The 16,006-nt window shown below is 58.1% G+C and carries 16 protein-coding genes and 1 pseudogene; 2 read left to right on the top strand and 15 right to left on the bottom strand.

Annotated features, from left to right (window positions below):
• Positions 1–217: 217 nt before the first annotated feature.
• From AC30NL_RS21820 to AC30NL_RS21750, 15 genes and pseudogenes are all read right to left on the bottom strand, one after another.
• A complete protein-coding gene (locus AC30NL_RS21820; RefSeq protein WP_489466083.1) occupies positions 218–1,579 on the bottom strand; it encodes an NAD(P)H-dependent oxidoreductase in 1,362 nt (453 codons plus the stop codon).
• Between the two features lie 66 nt (positions 1,580–1,645).
• Positions 1,646–2,209, bottom strand: a complete 564-nt coding sequence (locus AC30NL_RS21815; protein ID WP_489466082.1) for a dTDP-4-dehydrorhamnose 3,5-epimerase family protein — start codon at positions 2,207–2,209, stop codon at positions 1,646–1,648.
• Between the two features lie 226 nt (positions 2,210–2,435).
• Positions 2,436–2,912 carry a PIG-L deacetylase family protein gene (locus AC30NL_RS21810; RefSeq protein ID WP_489466081.1) on the bottom strand — a complete coding sequence of 159 codons (477 nt, stop codon included), beginning with the start codon at positions 2,910–2,912 and terminating at the stop codon, positions 2,436–2,438.
• Between the two features lie 13 nt (positions 2,913–2,925).
• Complete coding sequence (locus tag AC30NL_RS21805) at positions 2,926–3,717, bottom strand: sugar phosphate nucleotidyltransferase (protein WP_489466080.1); 792 nt, start codon at positions 3,715–3,717, stop codon at positions 2,926–2,928.
• Positions 3,718–3,776: 59 nt separating this feature from the next.
• Entirely contained in the window at positions 3,777–4,835 is a 1,059-nt protein-coding gene (locus AC30NL_RS21800; RefSeq protein WP_489466079.1) for an NAD-dependent epimerase/dehydratase family protein, read from the bottom strand.
• Positions 4,832–6,004 carry a DegT/DnrJ/EryC1/StrS family aminotransferase gene (locus tag AC30NL_RS21795; protein WP_489466078.1) on the bottom strand — a complete coding sequence of 391 codons (1,173 nt, stop codon included), beginning with the start codon at positions 6,002–6,004 and terminating at the stop codon, positions 4,832–4,834. The genes AC30NL_RS21800 and AC30NL_RS21795 overlap by 4 nt, the downstream gene beginning before the upstream one ends.
• On the bottom strand, positions 6,001–7,032 hold the full coding sequence (locus AC30NL_RS21790; RefSeq protein WP_489466077.1) for a Gfo/Idh/MocA family protein: 1,032 nt from the start codon (positions 7,030–7,032) through the stop codon (positions 6,001–6,003). Before AC30NL_RS21790 ends, AC30NL_RS21795 begins: the two co-directional genes overlap by 4 nt.
• A gap of 166 nt (positions 7,033–7,198) precedes the next feature.
• Positions 7,199–7,678, bottom strand: coding sequence for an acyltransferase (locus tag AC30NL_RS21785; RefSeq protein WP_489466076.1), 480 nt, complete (start codon positions 7,676–7,678; stop codon positions 7,199–7,201).
• Between the two features lie 168 nt (positions 7,679–7,846).
• Positions 7,847–9,127, bottom strand: a complete 1,281-nt coding sequence (locus AC30NL_RS21780) for a nucleotide sugar dehydrogenase (protein ID WP_489466075.1) — start codon at positions 9,125–9,127, stop codon at positions 7,847–7,849.
• Between the two features lie 195 nt (positions 9,128–9,322).
• A complete protein-coding gene (locus AC30NL_RS21775; protein WP_489466074.1) occupies positions 9,323–11,167 on the bottom strand; it encodes a type II toxin-antitoxin system HipA family toxin in 1,845 nt (614 codons plus the stop codon).
• A gap of 141 nt (positions 11,168–11,308) precedes the next feature.
• Entirely contained in the window at positions 11,309–11,659 is a 351-nt protein-coding gene (locus AC30NL_RS21770) for a DapH/DapD/GlmU-related protein (protein ID WP_489466073.1), read from the bottom strand.
• Between the two features lie 74 nt (positions 11,660–11,733).
• Entirely contained in the window at positions 11,734–12,291 is a 558-nt protein-coding gene (locus AC30NL_RS21765; RefSeq protein ID WP_489466072.1) for a Gfo/Idh/MocA family protein, read from the bottom strand.
• A gap of 104 nt (positions 12,292–12,395) precedes the next feature.
• Positions 12,396–12,683 (bottom strand): Gfo/Idh/MocA family protein, encoded by a 288-nt coding sequence (locus tag AC30NL_RS21760; protein ID WP_489466071.1) that lies wholly within the window; start codon positions 12,681–12,683, stop codon positions 12,396–12,398.
• 100 nt (positions 12,684–12,783) lie between these two features.
• On the bottom strand, positions 12,784–13,185 hold the full coding sequence (locus AC30NL_RS21755) for an acyltransferase (protein ID WP_489466084.1): 402 nt from the start codon (positions 13,183–13,185) through the stop codon (positions 12,784–12,786).
• 6 nt (positions 13,186–13,191) lie between these two features.
• A pseudogene (locus AC30NL_RS21750) lies at positions 13,192–13,236 on the bottom strand (hypothetical protein); the annotation flags it as partial.
• A gap of 1,148 nt (positions 13,237–14,384) precedes the next feature.
• On the opposite strand from AC30NL_RS21750, the gene AC30NL_RS21745 reads away from it, so the two are divergent.
• Together AC30NL_RS21745 and AC30NL_RS21740 are read left to right on the top strand one after the other, a co-directional pair.
• The gene (locus tag AC30NL_RS21745; RefSeq protein ID WP_489466070.1) at positions 14,385–15,491 is read left to right on the top strand and encodes a J domain-containing protein; all 1,107 of its coding nucleotides are present in this window, start codon (positions 14,385–14,387) and stop codon (positions 15,489–15,491) included.
• Between the two features lie 215 nt (positions 15,492–15,706).
• Positions 15,707–15,886, top strand: a complete 180-nt coding sequence (locus AC30NL_RS21740; protein WP_489466069.1) for a hypothetical protein — start codon at positions 15,707–15,709, stop codon at positions 15,884–15,886.
• The last annotated feature ends 120 nt before the right edge of the window (positions 15,887–16,006 follow it).

The raw sequence follows: 16,006 nt of genomic DNA, 5'->3' as shown, positions 1-16,006 counted from the left end.
GGCTGGGGTGAGGGGCCTGGGCCTCTGAGCAAACATGAACTTGTCATGCGTCAACCCCGCCTTCTTCAAACCTCGTAGGGGAAAAATTTGCTCCAACGGCCCTTCCGTGTGTCCAGCGTACGTAAAGGTCAGCTCCCGGAGCGAGAGGGAGCAATACATCGCAAGCCCCTTGAAAGAGGAAGGCTGGTAGGTCGACGACGCTCCGGCCGAAAGGACTCTATGCCGCCGCGTTAGCCACAACGCGTGAATTCGATTCGCTTTCCATATGCAGATGTTCGTGCAACCACCGCTCTCCATGGAAGTGAAGATACTGTTCGGCCCGCAGCTTGTCGGCAATTCGCCCAGGCGGAAGCACAACGTCGTCATAGGTCAGCACGGAATCTTGCGCAATAGCATGCTTGACCCGACATCCCTCGACCAAGCCTTCGGGGAGATAGCGGTTCTTGCTCATCTCCTCAGCATTGACCGCTTCCCCATAAGTCATGTACATCCCGTATTCATCCAGCACTTCGCCCGCTGCGATATCTCGCTTGGCCACGGCGCAAACCTCCACTACCGGACCGGCCAAGGGCGGGGCCAATCCGTCTCCGAACAGCACAACCCGTGCGATTGCAAACGGAGCTTCGAAGTGAACCAAGTGATACGGAATCCAGAATGGGTATAGCGGCCCCTCACCCATCTTGTATAAATTGAGATAGTGCCTTTGCTTGGGGTCGGTGTGCTCTGCCAAGCAAAAAACCTTCACACCTGACGGCCCAACCGTGTAGTCGATGATGCCTCCGACGGAACGTAGCTCGTCAAGGTTGTAGAGGCTTTGAATGTCCATGATCGAGCCGTCGTACTTCCGGCCGCGCGACATGCCGCGCGACAGGACCTTGAAGCCTGTCGCGTTCGCAACGATGGACTGCTCGAAGCTGATCTTGGACCCATCGGCGAACGAGGTGACCATGGCGGCATTCTGGCCCCAGCGTTCCGCCCAGCCTTGCTGGGTGGTCGGATTGCGGTAGGGGTCCTGCAGACCCTTCACGTTTCCGATGACGCGTGGAATCAAGCCCATTCCCTTCACCCAACGCACCAAGTTCATTTGAACACCGGGCTCGTCGCCATCGCAGGCTGACAGGATCACCCCGTGCTTGCGCGCGTAGACCTGAAGAATCGGGCCGATCGTGGCGTCGACTTCGGCGTTCATCAAGACGGCCGGCTTTCCGTGTCGAAACGCTTCGAGCAACACATTGGCGCCGAACTCCACGGAACCGGTCACATCGACCACCACGTCGATTTCGCTCGACCTGCAGATGAAGTAAGGATCCTCGGCGACCACAGGCAGACCACGCCGGACTGCGTCATCGAACATGCCTTGGCTGCTCGCCATGATCGCGTCGTCGCGGCCCGCGTATTGATAAACATGCCGGGCTCGTTCGGGTCGACGGTTATAGATCCCCGACATTCGCATGCCGGGGACGCTCGACGTGATCTGGTTCGTCAGTCCCTGGCCCATGAATCCTGCGCCGACCATGCCGACCCGGATGGGGTTACCAGCTTGCTCGCGGGTCTTCAATGCGTTGTCGACGATGATCATGATGTGCTCCGGTGCGGCTGGCGACGGCCGCGATGTGGATGTGGGACAAACTCCGGCCGTTGATGGTTACAGAGTCATCCTGCGCCGAATGTCCGACTCGGCGATGTCCAGAAATGGCCAGACCGCGTCCTTCGGGGAGGTGTTGCCAGCCGGCAGCGGCCACCTCAGTCCAAGCCGTGGATCAAGACAGTGCAGGCCGCCTTCAGAGTCGGGTGCATAGAACTCGCCCACCTGATAGCTTGTCTCTGTGGAATCTGCCAATGCTTGATACCCATGCGCGAAACGCTCGGGCACATAAAGAGCTCGATAGTTATCGGCTGTAAGCTCCACGGCGACGTGATCGAGATAGGTATCGCTTTCCGGACGAAGATCCACAATGATGTCCAGGATGGCGCCGCGGGTGCATCGCACAATTTTTGTTTCGGCAAAGGGCGGATATTGAAAGTGCATCCCCCGAAGCGTGCCTTTGCTCTTGTTGAAAGCAATGTTCGCTTGCGCGATTATTGGCTTCAATCCGTGAGCCACCAACTCGTTTTGACAAAAGGCGCGAGCGAAGAATCCGCGGTCGTCCTTGCGGGGATCAATATCGATGATGAACGCGCCGCGTAGTTTTGTTTCTTTGAAAATCATAGTTCAAGTCCGCTCCAAGGGTTGTCGTTGCGCAAGGGGTGCTTCGAAAGAGTCAGTAGCGTGATTTTCGGCAATGAAATGCTTCTGCATACCGTTCGGTCGCATTGCATTCCAGTCCGCGGATGCGGAGCATCGCAAGAAAGGTGTCTTCGGAGAACCAGCTCTTGCTTCGCTGCGATGGGAAGTACTCAACTAGATTACCAACTTTCTCACTGCAAATCGCCTTCTACAATTGAACGAAGAAGTTCGGATTTCCGATGTCTCCATCATATTTGACGATCTCATACTCCAGAATCATATGATTTCTGAAGGTATTCCATGTCAACTCAGAAACCATTCGGTGGTCCTGATGCAGATCACGCCCGTAATGTGTAAAAATCAAGTCGGGGATGAATTCGCGCTTCAGTGACTCGAAAGATTGTTTCAATTCAATTCCGGAATACGGCATGAAGCCATCCCGAAAATCCTTGAGATCAATCTGGCTCTTTCCGGCATTTCTCAAGAAACGCTTGGCGCTGTTGCGCGCCTCATCGGCGCGTTCGCCAAGGGACGAGAACACGACCCAGCGCACTTCTGCGCGAGGGTGCTCTGCAAGGAGCCTCAACACTGTTCCCCCGCATCCTATTTCAATGTCATCGCTGTGCGCGCCCAGGCACAGAATGCGCAGGGCACCATCAAGCGGTGCGAAATTAATCCCGAACATGGCGCCTGCTCCCCTACGCTGACTCCAGAGTTTTGGTCTTCCAGACTTCCCAGGGTGCGTTTCCTTCGTTGTAGATGTCTGTCAGCACCTGATGCTCCTTGAATGTATCCATGCACCACCAGTTGGGGTATGGATAACCGATCAGCTGTTCTTCGTGGATCAAGCGTTGAAACGGCTCGACCACCAACTCTTCACCTGGCCTCATGTACTCGAATATCTCCTTCTTGAACACAAAGAAGCCACCATTGATCAGCGTGTTGGTATCTCTTACGTACTCGATGCTGTCGATCAGGTTGTCTTTTTTCAGTGCCACCACATGAAAGCTATGCGGCGGCTTTACACACAGGAACGATGCGACCTTGCCACTTCTGTTAAAGAAGTTGATCAGATCAGGAAGATGAAGATCGGTCAAGCCATCTGAATAGTTTGCCAAGAAGACGTCCTCGCCCTCAAGGTACTTCTTGACTGCTTTCAGGCGCTGCCCTATGTTTGCCCGAAGGCCCGTGTCGACAAACGTGATATTCCAGTCTGATATATCCGATCTTCCGACTGCAATATCTCTCCCGCCATTTAGCATGGTGAAGTCATTCGAGGTGAACTCGTTGTAATTGAGGAAGTAGTCCTTAATCTTGTCCGCCTTGTAGCCAAGACAAAGTATGAAATCTTTGTGGCCATAGCTGGCGTAGTACTTCATCAAGTGCCAGAGGATCGGTCTGTATCCGATCTTCACCAGCGGCTTTGGAACGTCCTCTGTGAGTTCCCCGAGTCGGGTTCCCAATCCACCACAAAAAAGCACGACTTTCATAAATCATCTCCAGTCGAAAGCTCAGTTCAATTCAGGCAGTACATGCGCCCCGAACGGACTTAGCCTTTACCTCGTATCGTCCATTCGAGATCGGGACCAAGCAATCCGTCCGACGTGAGCTGGCGAAGGATTTCCAGTCGCATGTACTTCGAGCTGCGAAAGCCGGCGTCCTTGAATCCCATCGTGGCAAGCCCATCGCGAAGCTCGGTGATCGCGGACATCAGATCGACTTGCGGTTGATGCTTTGGCGCCATGGACTCGAACAGGGAGAAGTCAACGCGGTATGAACGACTGTCGGGGGGCGCGTTCTGATTGATCGATATTTCTACTCCGGGGATTACCGCAGCGACGGCAGCGGCGAGATCCTTGACTTGATAGTTCCACACATTGCTTCCGACATTGACCGCGAGGAAATCCCCGCCAAGATGCCGCTCGCGTTGAATCGCCCAGTCGATCGCGCGAGCCATGTCCTTCACATGAATCAGCGGACGCCAAGGCGTTCCATCGCTCAAGATCGTGATGTTTCCCGATGACACCGCACATGCGACGAAGTCATTGACCACCAAGTCGAGCCTCAGTCGATCGCTCATGCCGCAAGCGGTAGCGAATCGAAGACAGCTCACTTTGAAGGTATCGTCCGCGAGACCTTTCAGTCCCTCTTCGGTCCTTACTTTCGATTTCGCATAGGCCGTCAAAGGATTCAGTGGCGATGTTTCGGTCCTCGCGGCATCGTCGGCAAGGCCATACATGCTGCAACTCGACGCGAAGATGAATGTCTGGACGCCTAGCCTTTTGGCCTGCTTTGCCAGGTTCACGCTGGCGCGATGGTTCACATCAAATGTCACTTCCTCAAATGTCTTGCCCATGGGGTCATTCGAAATCGCCGCGAGGTGCACGATGGCATCAACCCCGCGCACGAGTTCATCCGGGAGGCTGCGCACGTCCTTGAAATGCTGCACATCAAGCTGTGTTTCGGGCAGCGTCCGTGCACCAGTGAGGCAATGGGCGAAGTAACCTATGTCCGCGCCGATCAGCGTGGCATTGGGATAAGACTTGCGCAGTTGCTTGACAACACTCGGGCCCACATAGCCCATGTTCCCTGTGATGAGGATTTTCATTTCACTTCCTGTGCTTGGGGTTGAGTTGCATGGCCCGACTGCGCCGCAATGCGTTCCCCTATTTCGGCGGACCCCTCCGCAAGATTCTTGATGGCCGAGACGACCTCTTCACACTGCCCTTGCGTCAGTTCCGGGAACATCGGCAGCGAGAGGACTTGGCGGGCTGCCTGTTCCGAATGCGGGAACTGACCGGCACGATAGCCAAGTTCGGCAAAGGCCGGCAGAAGATGAACCGGAGTCGGATAGTGGATGCCTGTCTGGATCCCCTGGGCGAGCAGTGCTTCTTGCCACGCCTGCCGGTGATCGGTGCGAATCGCATAGATGTGATAGACGTGGCGTGCATATGACATTGCCTTTGGCGTCATCACGCCGCTGCCCGCGAAGAGCCGGTCGTAATGCGCTGCTGCTGTTCGGCGTGCTTCGGTCCAAGCCTCCAGCCGACGGAGCTTCACCCTCAGCACGGCGCCTTGTATTCCTTCCATGCGGAAGTTGTAGCCTTTGAGAACGTGGTGGTACTTTTTCTCGGCACCCCAATCACGCAGCATGCGGATGGTCCGTGCGAATTCTGGGTCGTCGGTGACGACCATGCCGCCTTCACCGTAGGCGCCCAGGTTTTTTCCAGGGTAGAAGCTAAAGCATGCCATGTGGCCCATGCTTCCCGCGCGGCGCCCCTTGTACTCGGCGCCGTGCGCTTGGCAGGCATCCTCGATGACGGTCAGGCCATATCGCTTGGCTATCTCCAGAATCGGGTCCATGTCAGCCGACTGGCCGTATAGGTGCACTGGAATGATTGCCTTGGTTCTCTCGGTGATGGCTGCCTCCAGCGCCTTCGCGTCCATCGTGAAGGTAACCGGGTCGATGTCGATCAATACCGGCGTAGCGCCCGTGTAATCGATTGCCGAGATCGTCGCCACGAAAGTGAAGGGCACGGTGATCACTTCGTCACCCGGTCCGACGCCAGCGGCGAGAAGCGCAAGGTGCAGTGCACTTGTGCCCGTATTCACGCCGACGCCATGCTTCGCACTGCAATAGTCGGCGAACTCCTGCTCGAAGGCTAGAACTTCGCTGCCAAGGGTGAACTGGCACGTGTCCAGGACGCCTTGTATCGCGGCGTTCACTTCTTCCTTGACTTCTCGATACTGCGCTTTGAGATCGATGAATGGAATCACGATGTTTGCCCCCTGCGCTGGATGATGTTCACGGTTTCGCCTCTGCGCCGCATCGACTGGTTGGCGGCCTCGATCAGTTCAACGACCCGCAGCCCGAGATGTCCGTCGGTCTGCGGCGTCTTGCCGTTGGTGATGCAATCGACGAAGTGCGCTCCTTCGACGCTGAGCGCTTCGGTCAGCGCCAGCTTGGGCGCCCACATGTCTCCTGTTCGGTAGCCGACACGCATCTCCTGGATCTTCTGCGGATCGTCGGTGAAGCTCACCCCCTTGTCGTAGACCTTGATCTTTTCGCTGGGCTCGAGGTCGTCGTAGGTGATCATCTTTTTGCTACCGCCTACCAGGATCTGACGCACCTTGACCGGGGCGAGCCAACTGACATTGGTGTGCGCAATCGTTCCCGACTCGTAGTAGAGCGTGACGTAGGCAAGGTTCTCCGGCGTTCCCGGAAAGTGATTCGTGCCACCGGCGGACACGGCCACTGGGTGCTCACCCAGCAGGAAGTCGAGGATCGAGAAGTCATGGACTGCGAGATCCGAGATCACGCTCACGTCGCGCTGAAACAAGCCGAGGTTCACGCGGATCGAGTCGTAGTAATAGATCTTCCCTAGTTCGCCATTCTTGATGAGCTCGCCCATCTTTATCACCGCGCCGGTGTAGATGAAGGTGTGGTCGATCAGCAGAACGAGATTGCGTTGTTGCGCTTCATCGACAAGCTGCCGTGCCTGTTTTGAAGTCTCCGTCATGGGCTTTTCAAGCCACACGTGCTTGCCCGCACGAAGTGCGGACAGGGCCAGCTCGAAGTGCGTGTCGACAGGCGTCGCAATGGCGATGGCGTCTATGGACGGATCGTTGAGAAGATCGCGGAAATCAGTGGTGGTCTTGACTGCCGGAAATCGCCTCTGCACCACGGCAAGCTTGTCCGTGTCCAGATCGGATACGGCAGCGACCTTGACACCCGGCGTCTCGGCGAAATTACGAACCAGGTTGGGTCCCCAATACCCATACCCGACGATGCCAATGTTGATCACTTACGTACCCCTTGATTTGCGGGACAAAGACCGCCATCTTTGGAATGCTCTTCAGACCCTTCGCACAGTCAATAGCAATGTCATCATTGCCCGCACGAGGTCAAGACACCCAAACATGGCACGACTCGACGCGGCGCATCAGCGCCGCCCAACGCAAACGGCGCGCTCAGCGGCGCGCTCTGGTGTCGCCGATCACGCGGGCGGGCACTCCTGCCACGACTGCGTAATCAGCAACGCTTTCAGTGACGACGGCGCCCGCGCCGATAAGCGCTCCTTCGCCAATCGTGATTCCAGACATGATGGTTGCGCTCGTCCCGATGGACGCTGCGCGCTTCACTCGGGTTGTTTCGACTTTCCAGTCTGCTTCGGTCTGCAAGCTGCCATCGGCATTCGTAGCGCGTGGGTAACGGTCATTGATGAACATGACGCCGTGACCAATGAAGACTTCGTCTTCGATATGAACGCCCGCACAGATGAAGCTGTGCGACGAGATCTTGCATCGCGCGCCGATCATGACGTCTTTCTGGATCTCGACAAAGGTGCCGATCTTTGTGTCATCGCCCACCGTGCAACCATAAAGGTTCACCAGTGATGGATGAAATACCTTGACGTTCTCTCCGAGCTTTACGCTGTCGGCGATGGGCATTTTCGAAACCTTCCGATGCCTTTGAGCCTGTTGCTACAGACCCTCAGGTATTGCAAATGCTGCGATTGATAGTAGCGTGGCAGCGCGTACGCGTGCAGATCTTTGTCCCCCTAGTCGAAGCCTTGCAAGGTGACTTCGATAAGAGTATTGGCGGCCGGATCTGCCACATCAAAGACGCCAGACATGCAAGCCACACTGCTCCAGGGCAGCCTGCTCGTAGCGAGACTTCACGTCGATGAAACAACCGCCTCTGATGACCTTGCGACATAGGTCTTCAGCGGTCAACTCGTCATATTCCCTGTGCCCGACTGCGGCGACGATTGCATCGGCGCGCGGGAGTTCATCCCATGGCAGAAGACGCAAGCCAAACTCATGCATTGCCTCTTCAGGATCCGCGGTGGGATCGTGGACGAAGACCTCGGCGCCGAAACTGCGCAGCTCATTGATGACATCCACGACTTTGCTATTGCGCAAGTCCGCACAGTTCTCCTTGAACGTGAGGCCGAGCACGTTCACGCGGGCTCCTTTGATATAGCTGCCGTTGGCGATCATCTGCTTGATGGTCTGCTCGGCGATGTATTTGCCCATGCCGTCATTGATGCGACGACCCGCCGTGATGACCTGCGGGTGATAGCCCAGCATTTCTGCCTTGTGCGTGAGGTAGTACGGATCGACTCCGATGCAATGCCCGCCGACGAGGCCGGGTTTGAACCTCAGAAAGTTCCATTTGGTGCCGGCAGCTTCGAGCACTTCCGTCGTGTCGATGTTCATCTTCTCGAAGATGATGGCCAGCTCGTTCATCAGCGCAATATTGAGATCGCGCTGCGTGTTCTCAATGACCTTGCAAGCCTCGGCCGCCTTGATGCTGCTGCAGCGGTGAACGCCGGGCTTGACGACCATTTCATACAGGCTGGCCACCTTTTCGAGCGTCTGCGGCGTATCGCCCGCCACGACCTTCAGCACATTCGTCAGCATGTGTTCCCGGTCTCCTGGGTTGATGCGCTCGGGGCTATAGCCGACGAAGAAGTCGCGCTTCCATTGCCGCCCCGAAGTTTGTTCGAGAACGGGGATGCAGACCTCTTCCGTCGCACCGGGGTAGACGGTCGATTCGTAGACCACGGTCGCGCCAGGCTTGAGGTATGGTCCTACGGTCTTGCTTGCTCCGACCAAGGGGCCGAAGTCAGGAATGTGTGCACTATCCACGGGGGTGGGAACCGCCACGAGGATGAAGTCGGCCTCACGCAGAATCTCCGGGTTGCTTGTGTACTCCGCATGCACCGCGAGGCGCATCTCAGAATTCGGAATCTCGCGGGAAGGGTCCGAACCCGCGCGGCACTTGGCCACTTTCTCGTGGACGATATCGAAGCCGATGGTGCGGGTCGTCTTGCCAAACTCGACCACCAACGGCAGGCCAACATAGCCCAATCCAACTACTGCGACAGTCACCATGAAGGTTTCTCCTCGGGTGTGCGGAAGCAGTTTGCGAGCATTTTGAATTTCAAACGATCCCCGGGATAGGGGAGTGCTCACTCAACGCGGAACAGCTCGAGGCGCACTTGCCGCGCGCATTTGGTCATAAAAGGCCTGCGCATCCCCAATACTAGGGGGTGTCCTCAAGGATGTTTTAGGTGCAAGCGTCGTCAATCAGTCGAAGGACTCCACGCGACCCCGGCATAGCTCGAAGACTTTCGCCACGACCGCTTCAGCATTCGGGCCGTAGAGACACTGCGAAGGAAAGACGAGACTGTCGATTGCGACTTTGAGTGCCTGCAGAAGCTGATCGATTGCTGTATTCGCGTCGCCTGCGCGCAAGCCTGCAAGGACTGCGACGGCGACAAAGTCCGATCGGCGCAGCCTCTCGTCCTTGCCGTTCAGCTTAAGGGCCATACGGTCATGCGCAAGGCGAGGAAACACGCGGGTCGCCAGTGTGTCGTAGACGGGGGCGATACGAACCGAGTGGAATGCCTGCTCACCTGGATAAGCGATCTTGAGGATCGCCAGGTTCTTGAGGTGCATGTCCCCGTCCGCGATCAGCCAGGCAAAGAGTGCGCGCTGCAGCAGCAGGCGCATGTCCTCCTCGGGAGCGGTCGATAGCGGGCGGATCGCACGTGCCACTCGTTCAATCGTGCCGGCGTACTTGTCCTTCGGTTCGAGGCCAAGGACCGAACACATGTCTTCCATCGCCAGCATGAGCGTGTCCTGGGGACTGGTTCGGATATCGAAGCGCTCGACAATCAACGCTGGCAGCAGACCATCGGGCATGGTGACAAGAGCATTGTCCGGCACATCGAGCCCGGCGCCGCGTGCAAGCGCGAGACCGACCCACTCGACAAGTGGCAGGGATTCGAATCCGCTCGCTCCTGCGGGCTTGAGGATGTGAGTGAAGGGCAATCCAGTGGCAGGCTTGAGGACACCGTCTTCGCCCAGAAACATTGGCGCCTTGATCTGGACGCCCGAAAGCCGTGGCGTTTCTGCATTCTCGAAAAGTTTGGCGAGTCTGTGTTCGAAGTCATGATCGATGGCGCTGCGCCCCGGACCTGCGTAGGTTCCTGTGAACACGCCTCCGGACATGAAGGTGGAAAGCCGCGTCGAGAGGATGTCTGGCGGCAAGGTGGCGATCTCCGCGCTCCGCTCTGCGATTGTGATGTTGGACATGTACCGCTTGCCCTCGCGCAGCAGCACGCGTTCGTCGGGGTTCTTGAAGACGGATTCGAGCCAGCCTTCGGGCAGCAGCGAGACAATGAAGGGTGGCAAGCGGCCCGGCGTGGTCTGCCGGATGAGCGGAGGGAGATCGGGGCGGTCCTTGGTCTGGGACCAGCGCCATTCGAAACCGTCGTGGGATAACTCACCAAGCGGAACGCCATGCCAAGCGATCGTCAAAACAAAAGCCGCCTCGTTGCGGGTTGCGATCAAGGACGATCGTTGGAGCATGTACTTTTCTGCGCCCTCTCCTTCGCGATACCAGTCGTTCTCGCGGGCCAGCGCCCAAACTGCGTCGGCAGCCCTTTTGGGATCGCCGTACTCCTGGATCAGGCGTGTGGCGATGGCCTCGCGCATCGTCGCGTCGATCGACGCCGCGTGTTCGCTGCGCAGGCGAAACGCCTCCAGGAGGCGCTGCCGCCACGCCGAGACCGTGACCGGGAATTCGCCCTGGCTGTCGGCGACGACGGCGGAAGCGACGCCGGGATGCGCGGGGGCCTTGTTCTGGACGATTTCCAGGCTCCGAATGCGTGTGCGCTGGACGCGTAGTCCGGTCAGGTAGAGCCGCCCGTCAGGCGTCGGCCCGAGCAGCACCGCACTGGCGGCGGACAGGTACGCTCTGGGATAGAGATACCGCGCGATGCGCACGGCATGGCCGAGCACGACCCGGTCGATGTCATCGCCGGCATCGACGTAGATGCCCCGCATCAGCTGGACGAGCTTGCCCGTCTCAGCTAGGTAGTGGCTGCGGGTCTTGTCAATGCTCTCGCCGACGAGGTGGAGGGGCATGGCGCCTAACTTTCATGTACTTCAGATACGAGAAAGTTAGCACTCTAGAAGACGAGAAACAACAAAAATCTAACTTTCCCGCATTTAAAACACGCAAAAGTCGGAATTCCTCTCCGCCGGTTCGAAATACTCTCAGCCTCTTCAGTCCATCGATCGAGCCGGGTTGCCTGCCACTGGCCGGCCGGACTCCACGCTGCGCACGACGTTGCTGCCGAGTCCGACCAGCGCGCCGTTCCCAATCGTGATGCCATTCTTCAGGCTCGACCCGCTGCCGATGTAGCAGTTCTCGCCGATCACGGTGTTGCCCGCGACGGTGACGTTGGATCCGACGAGACTCCAGTCGCCGATGAGGGCGTCGTGGTGGATCACCGTGTTCGGCAGCACGCAGACGTGGTTGCCAATCACTGCGTTGCTCGTGATCACGACGCCCGCCATGATGAGAACGTTATGGCCGATCGACGCAAGGGGTGAAATGCGGGCCGTCGGATGCAAATGGAATCATGGCCTTGCCTCTCGGATGATGTTGACTGTTTCGCCTCTGCCGCGCATCGACTTGCTGGCGGCCTCTATGAGTTCGACGACCCGCAGGCCCAATTGCCCGTCCGTCTTGGGATGTTCACGATGCAATCGATGAAGTGCTCTCCTTCGACACGCAGCGCCTCGGTCACCGCCAGCTTGGGCGCCCACATGCCGCCGGTGCGATAGCCCACACGCATTTCCTGAATCGTTTCAGGATCGTCGGTGAAGCTCACCCCTTTGTCGTAAACCTTTATTAACTCGCTGGGCTCGAGGCCGTCGTAGGTGATCATCTTCTTGCTGCCGCCGACCAGCATTTGCCGGACCTTCACCGGTGCGAGCCAACTGACATTGGCGTGCGCAATCGTTCCCGACTCGTAGAAGAGCGTCACGTAAGCGAGATTCTCCGGGGTTCCGGGGAAATGGTTGGTGCCGCTCGCCGACACTGCCGCCGGGTGCTCGCCCAGCAAATAGTCGAGGATCGAGAAGTCATGGACCGCGAGGTCCGAGATCACGCTCACGCCGCGCTGAAACAAGCCGAGGGTCACGCGGATCGAGTCGTAGTAGTAGATGCGGCCAAGATCGCCGTTCCTGATGAGCTCGCCCATCCTCTCCACCGCGCCGGTGTAGATGAAGGTGTGGTCGATGAGCAGGACCCGGTTGCGTTGCTGCGCTTCGTCGACGAGCTGTCGAGCCTGCTTCGAGGTCTACGTCATCGGCTTTTCGAGCCACACGTGCTTGCCGGCGCGAAGCGCGGCCAGGCCAGTTCGAAGTGCGTGTTGACGGGGGTCGCGATGGCGATGGCGTCGATGGACGGATCGTTGAGAAGCTCGCGGAAATCAGTCGTGGTCTTGACTGCCGGGAATCGTTTTTGCACCACGGCGAGCTTGGCCGTGTCTACATCGGACACGGCAGCGACATTGGCTTCCGGGGTCTCTGCAAAGTTGCGAACGAGGTTGGGCCCCCAATACCCATACCCGACGATGCCAATATTGATCACTGCGTTATTCCCTTCGAGCTGTGGACATAGACTGCCGTGTTCGGGACGCGTGTCAGACCTTCGCGCAGGCAATTGCAATGTGATCATTGCCCGCACGAGGTCAAGACATCCAAACATGGCACGGCTCGACGCGGCGCATCAGCGCCTCCAAACGCAAACGGCGCGCTCTGGTGTCGTCGATCACGCGGGCGGGCACTCCTGCCACGACTGCGTAATCGGCAACGCTTTCAGTGACGACGGCGCCTGCGCCGATAAGCGCTCCTTCGCCAATCGTGATTCCAGACATGATGGTTGCGCTCGTCCCGATGGACGCGGCGCGCTTCACGCGGGTTGTTTCGACTTTCCAGTCTGCTTCGGTCTGCAAGCTGCCATCGGCATTCGTGGCGCGTGGGTAACGGTCGTTGATGAACATGACGCCGTGACCGATAAAAACGTCGTCTTCGATACGGACGCCTTCACAGATAAAGGTGTGCGACGAGATCTTGCATCGCGCGCCGATCATCACGTCTTTCTGGATCTCGACAAAGGTCCCGATCTTTGTGTAATCGCCCACCGTGCAACCGTAAAGGTTCACCAGTGATGGGTGGAAGACCTTGACGTTCTCTCCGAGACATCACACTGTCGGCGATGGGCATTTTCAGAAACCTTCCGATGCCTTTGAGCCCGCTGCTGCAGACCCTCACGTATTGCAAATGCTGCAATTGATAGTAGCGTCGCAGCGCGTGCAGATCTTTGTCCCCCTAGTCGAAGCCTTGCAAGGTGACTTCGTAATTTCAAACGATCCCCGGGATAGGGAAGTGCTCACTCAACGCGGAACAGCTCGAGGCGCACTTGCTGCGAGCATTTGGTCATCAAAAGGCCTGCTCATCCCCAGTACTAGGGGGTGTCCTCAAGGATGTTTTAGGTGCAATCTAGGAGTGCATGTCGATGTGAACTGCGATGCGCGGAACTTGGTGACAACGCCGAGTCTCGAAAGCTTGGGTTCTATCGCCACTCGCTGATAGTGGAATAAGCGGGGGAAGGTCATGAAGGGTAAACCAGAAGTGGTCCGGGGGGCTTCTGAGCCACCGCAATACGAGTTGCGTTTCAAGTCACTTTTCAGCGCGGGACATTCTTATGCATTCCCGTGCGACGCTGGCGGCCATGTGGACTTGGATGCATTGAGTGATGCGGCTCGCGAGAACTACTTGTACGCACGAACCGTCATTGGGCGCGAATACGCGCTTCCTGCCGTGATCCCCAACGAGGAACATTGACGGCTGACAAAGACGAGATGCGCAATCCGTGGACCGACGATGAATCGGTTCATGAGCCATTCATTTACCAAAGACAGAAGAAGGCGGCGTTCGGAGGAGATGGGTTCGACTTTTGCGAGACCCCTCACCCCAACCCTCTCCCCCCGCCGGGGGAGAGGGAGCCGAAATGCGTTACTTCGAAGCGGCCCACAGCGAGCTGGCCTGTATTGCTCCCTCGCCCCTTCGGGGAGAGGGCTGGGGTGAGGGGCTTGGGCCTCTGAGCAAACATGAACTTGTCCTCCGCACTAGCAGGCCCCGGCAAGAAAGGCAGCATGGAACAGGTATTGCCAGCGGTCTAGATCCGCTTTTGTTCGGAGGCGAGGACGCGGCTCTTGTGAATCGGCGTAGGGACCGTTGATGCCCAAACGATCATAGACAATCGCGACTTCGCATCTGGATCTGTCCCATGACCACTCATAACGACGCCCTCCAAATCGTGCTCGGCGAGGCCGGCCCCGTATTGACCCCACAGCAGAAGCGGTTCAACACCCTTGTGCGGCAGATTGAGCAGGTACGACAAACGCTGGCGGCGTGGCATGACAACAGCATCGCGTATCGGCAGGCCCATATCGAAGTGCTGGTGCCGCAGCAGACAGCGCTGCGAGCTGCACGCAGGGATTGGGTGTTTGCGCTGGACGCTCTGCTCGCGCGGACAGGTTGGACCAAGGCAGAGCGCGCCACGCTGGGCGAGCTGGTGTGCGACACGGCTGGCGAGCTGCTGCATTCGTGTGACGGCGACGAGGCGCTGGAAGCGCTGTTCGCCAAGCATGCCGAGGTCGACTTCGACACCGAACGGCAGGAGATGGTGCGGACCCTGAAGGACATGGCGGAAGCCATGACCGGCCTGGACCTGGGCGACGACGAAGGGATCCGAACCGATGCGGACCTGTTCGAACGCATGCAGCGAGGAATGCAGGAGCGAGTGGCGACAGAAGAGGCCGAACGTGACGCCAAGGCCGCGCGCAGTCGCAAGAGTGCCGCACAGCAGCGACGCGAAGCCGAGGCGCAGCAGGCCACGCAGTCCGTGCGCGAAATCTTCCGCAAGCTAGCGAGCGCCTTGCACCCGGACCGCGAGACGGATGCGCAGCAACGCGAGGTCAAGACCGCGCTGATGCAAAAGGTGAACCAGGCCTATGCGGCCAACGACCTCCTCACATTGCTGACGCTGCAACTGCAGATAGAGCAGATCGATTCAAACCACATCGCAAGCGCCAGCGTCGAGCGGCTGAAGCACTACAACAAGGTGCTGAGCGAGCAGTTGGCGGAACTGAAAGTGGAAGTCGACCGCGTCGAGATGAGGTTCCGGATCGACGTCGGTCTGGAGCCCGGGTGGGGAACGAACCCACGCAAACTGGGCCAGTTACTCGAGCAGAGCAGCCGTGAGTTGCGTGCCGAACTGAGCCAGCTGCAGCGCGACATAAGCATGCTGGCGGACGTGGCGGCAACCAAGCGCTGGCTCAAACGGCAGCGGCAATTGCTGAGCGACGCCGTGTTTGACTACCCTCTGTTTTAAACGATGCGGCGAGGGCCTGAGAGGCTTTCTCCGTTCGGGGTTCAAATAGCACTTGCTTGACGAATGTGGTTTGCCGCGTAGGACACGGACGACGCGAGATCGCGCTCGCGATACGGTGACGGCATCCACGTCTACGCTCATGCTTTGGCGCAACGACCATGGTGGTCGGAGTTGAGGATGACATGCGCAACCCTTGGACAACGAAGAATCCGTTCATGAGTATCTGGCTCAGTTCAGCCAACAAGGTGATGGGATCGGCACGAGGCCAGGCGACGGCTGCAGCGAAGCGTCAAGTGGCGTCGTTTCAGGCCGACGCGGCCAAGCAGGTCATCGATTTTTGGAGCGGCAAGACGATTGCACCGCCATCAAGGAAGAAGAGACCTCGCAGAGGCTGAAGCGGGCCTCGTAGCGGTATCAGAGGCTGAGAGTATTTCGATCATGCCCGCTCATCACGCCAAAAGCCCCCTGCTCGTCGTTGCAAATGCTCGCCATAGCCAAGCTATGGCTGCGCTTTG

It is taken from the genome of Rhizobacter sp. (genome assembly GCA_021153565.1).
Taxonomy (GTDB): Bacteria; Pseudomonadota; Gammaproteobacteria; order Burkholderiales; family Burkholderiaceae_C; genus Albitalea.
The sequence above is the reverse complement of the archived record's forward strand: the minus strand, read 5'-3'. Positions and strand labels throughout refer to the sequence as shown.

What these genes read in the sequence shown, in the direction of transcription:
- AC30NL_RS21745 (WP_489466070.1), top strand. Translation starts at nt 14,385, where the DNA reads ATGACCACTCATAACGACGCCCTCCAAATCGTGCTCGGCGAGGCCGGC.
- AC30NL_RS21805 (WP_489466080.1), bottom strand. Translation starts at nt 3,717, where the DNA reads ATGAAAGTCGTGCTTTTTTGTGGTGGATTGGGAACCCGACTCGGGGAA.
- AC30NL_RS21800 (WP_489466079.1), bottom strand. Translation starts at nt 4,835, where the DNA reads ATGAAAATCCTCATCACAGGGAACATGGGCTATGTGGGCCCGAGTGTT.
- AC30NL_RS21785 (WP_489466076.1), bottom strand. Translation starts at nt 7,678, where the DNA reads ATGCCCATCGCCGACAGCGTAAAGCTCGGAGAGAACGTCAAGGTATTT.
- AC30NL_RS21775 (WP_489466074.1), bottom strand. Translation starts at nt 11,167, where the DNA reads ATGCCCCTCCACCTCGTCGGCGAGAGCATTGACAAGACCCGCAGCCAC.
- AC30NL_RS21780 (WP_489466075.1), bottom strand. Translation starts at nt 9,127, where the DNA reads ATGGTGACTGTCGCAGTAGTTGGATTGGGCTATGTTGGCCTGCCGTTG.
- AC30NL_RS21820 (WP_489466083.1), bottom strand. Translation starts at nt 1,579, where the DNA reads ATGATCATCGTCGACAACGCATTGAAGACCCGCGAGCAAGCTGGTAAC.
- AC30NL_RS21755 (WP_489466084.1), bottom strand. Translation starts at nt 13,185, where the DNA reads ATGATCGGCGCGCGATGCAAGATCTCGTCGCACACCTTTATCTGTGAA.
- AC30NL_RS21740 (WP_489466069.1), top strand. Translation starts at nt 15,707, where the DNA reads ATGAGTATCTGGCTCAGTTCAGCCAACAAGGTGATGGGATCGGCACGA.
- AC30NL_RS21810 (WP_489466081.1), bottom strand. Translation starts at nt 2,912, where the DNA reads ATGTTCGGGATTAATTTCGCACCGCTTGATGGTGCCCTGCGCATTCTG.
- AC30NL_RS21765 (WP_489466072.1), bottom strand. Translation starts at nt 12,291, where the DNA reads ATGGGCGAGCTCATCAGGAACGGCGATCTTGGCCGCATCTACTACTAC.
- AC30NL_RS21815 (WP_489466082.1), bottom strand. Translation starts at nt 2,209, where the DNA reads ATGATTTTCAAAGAAACAAAACTACGCGGCGCGTTCATCATCGATATT.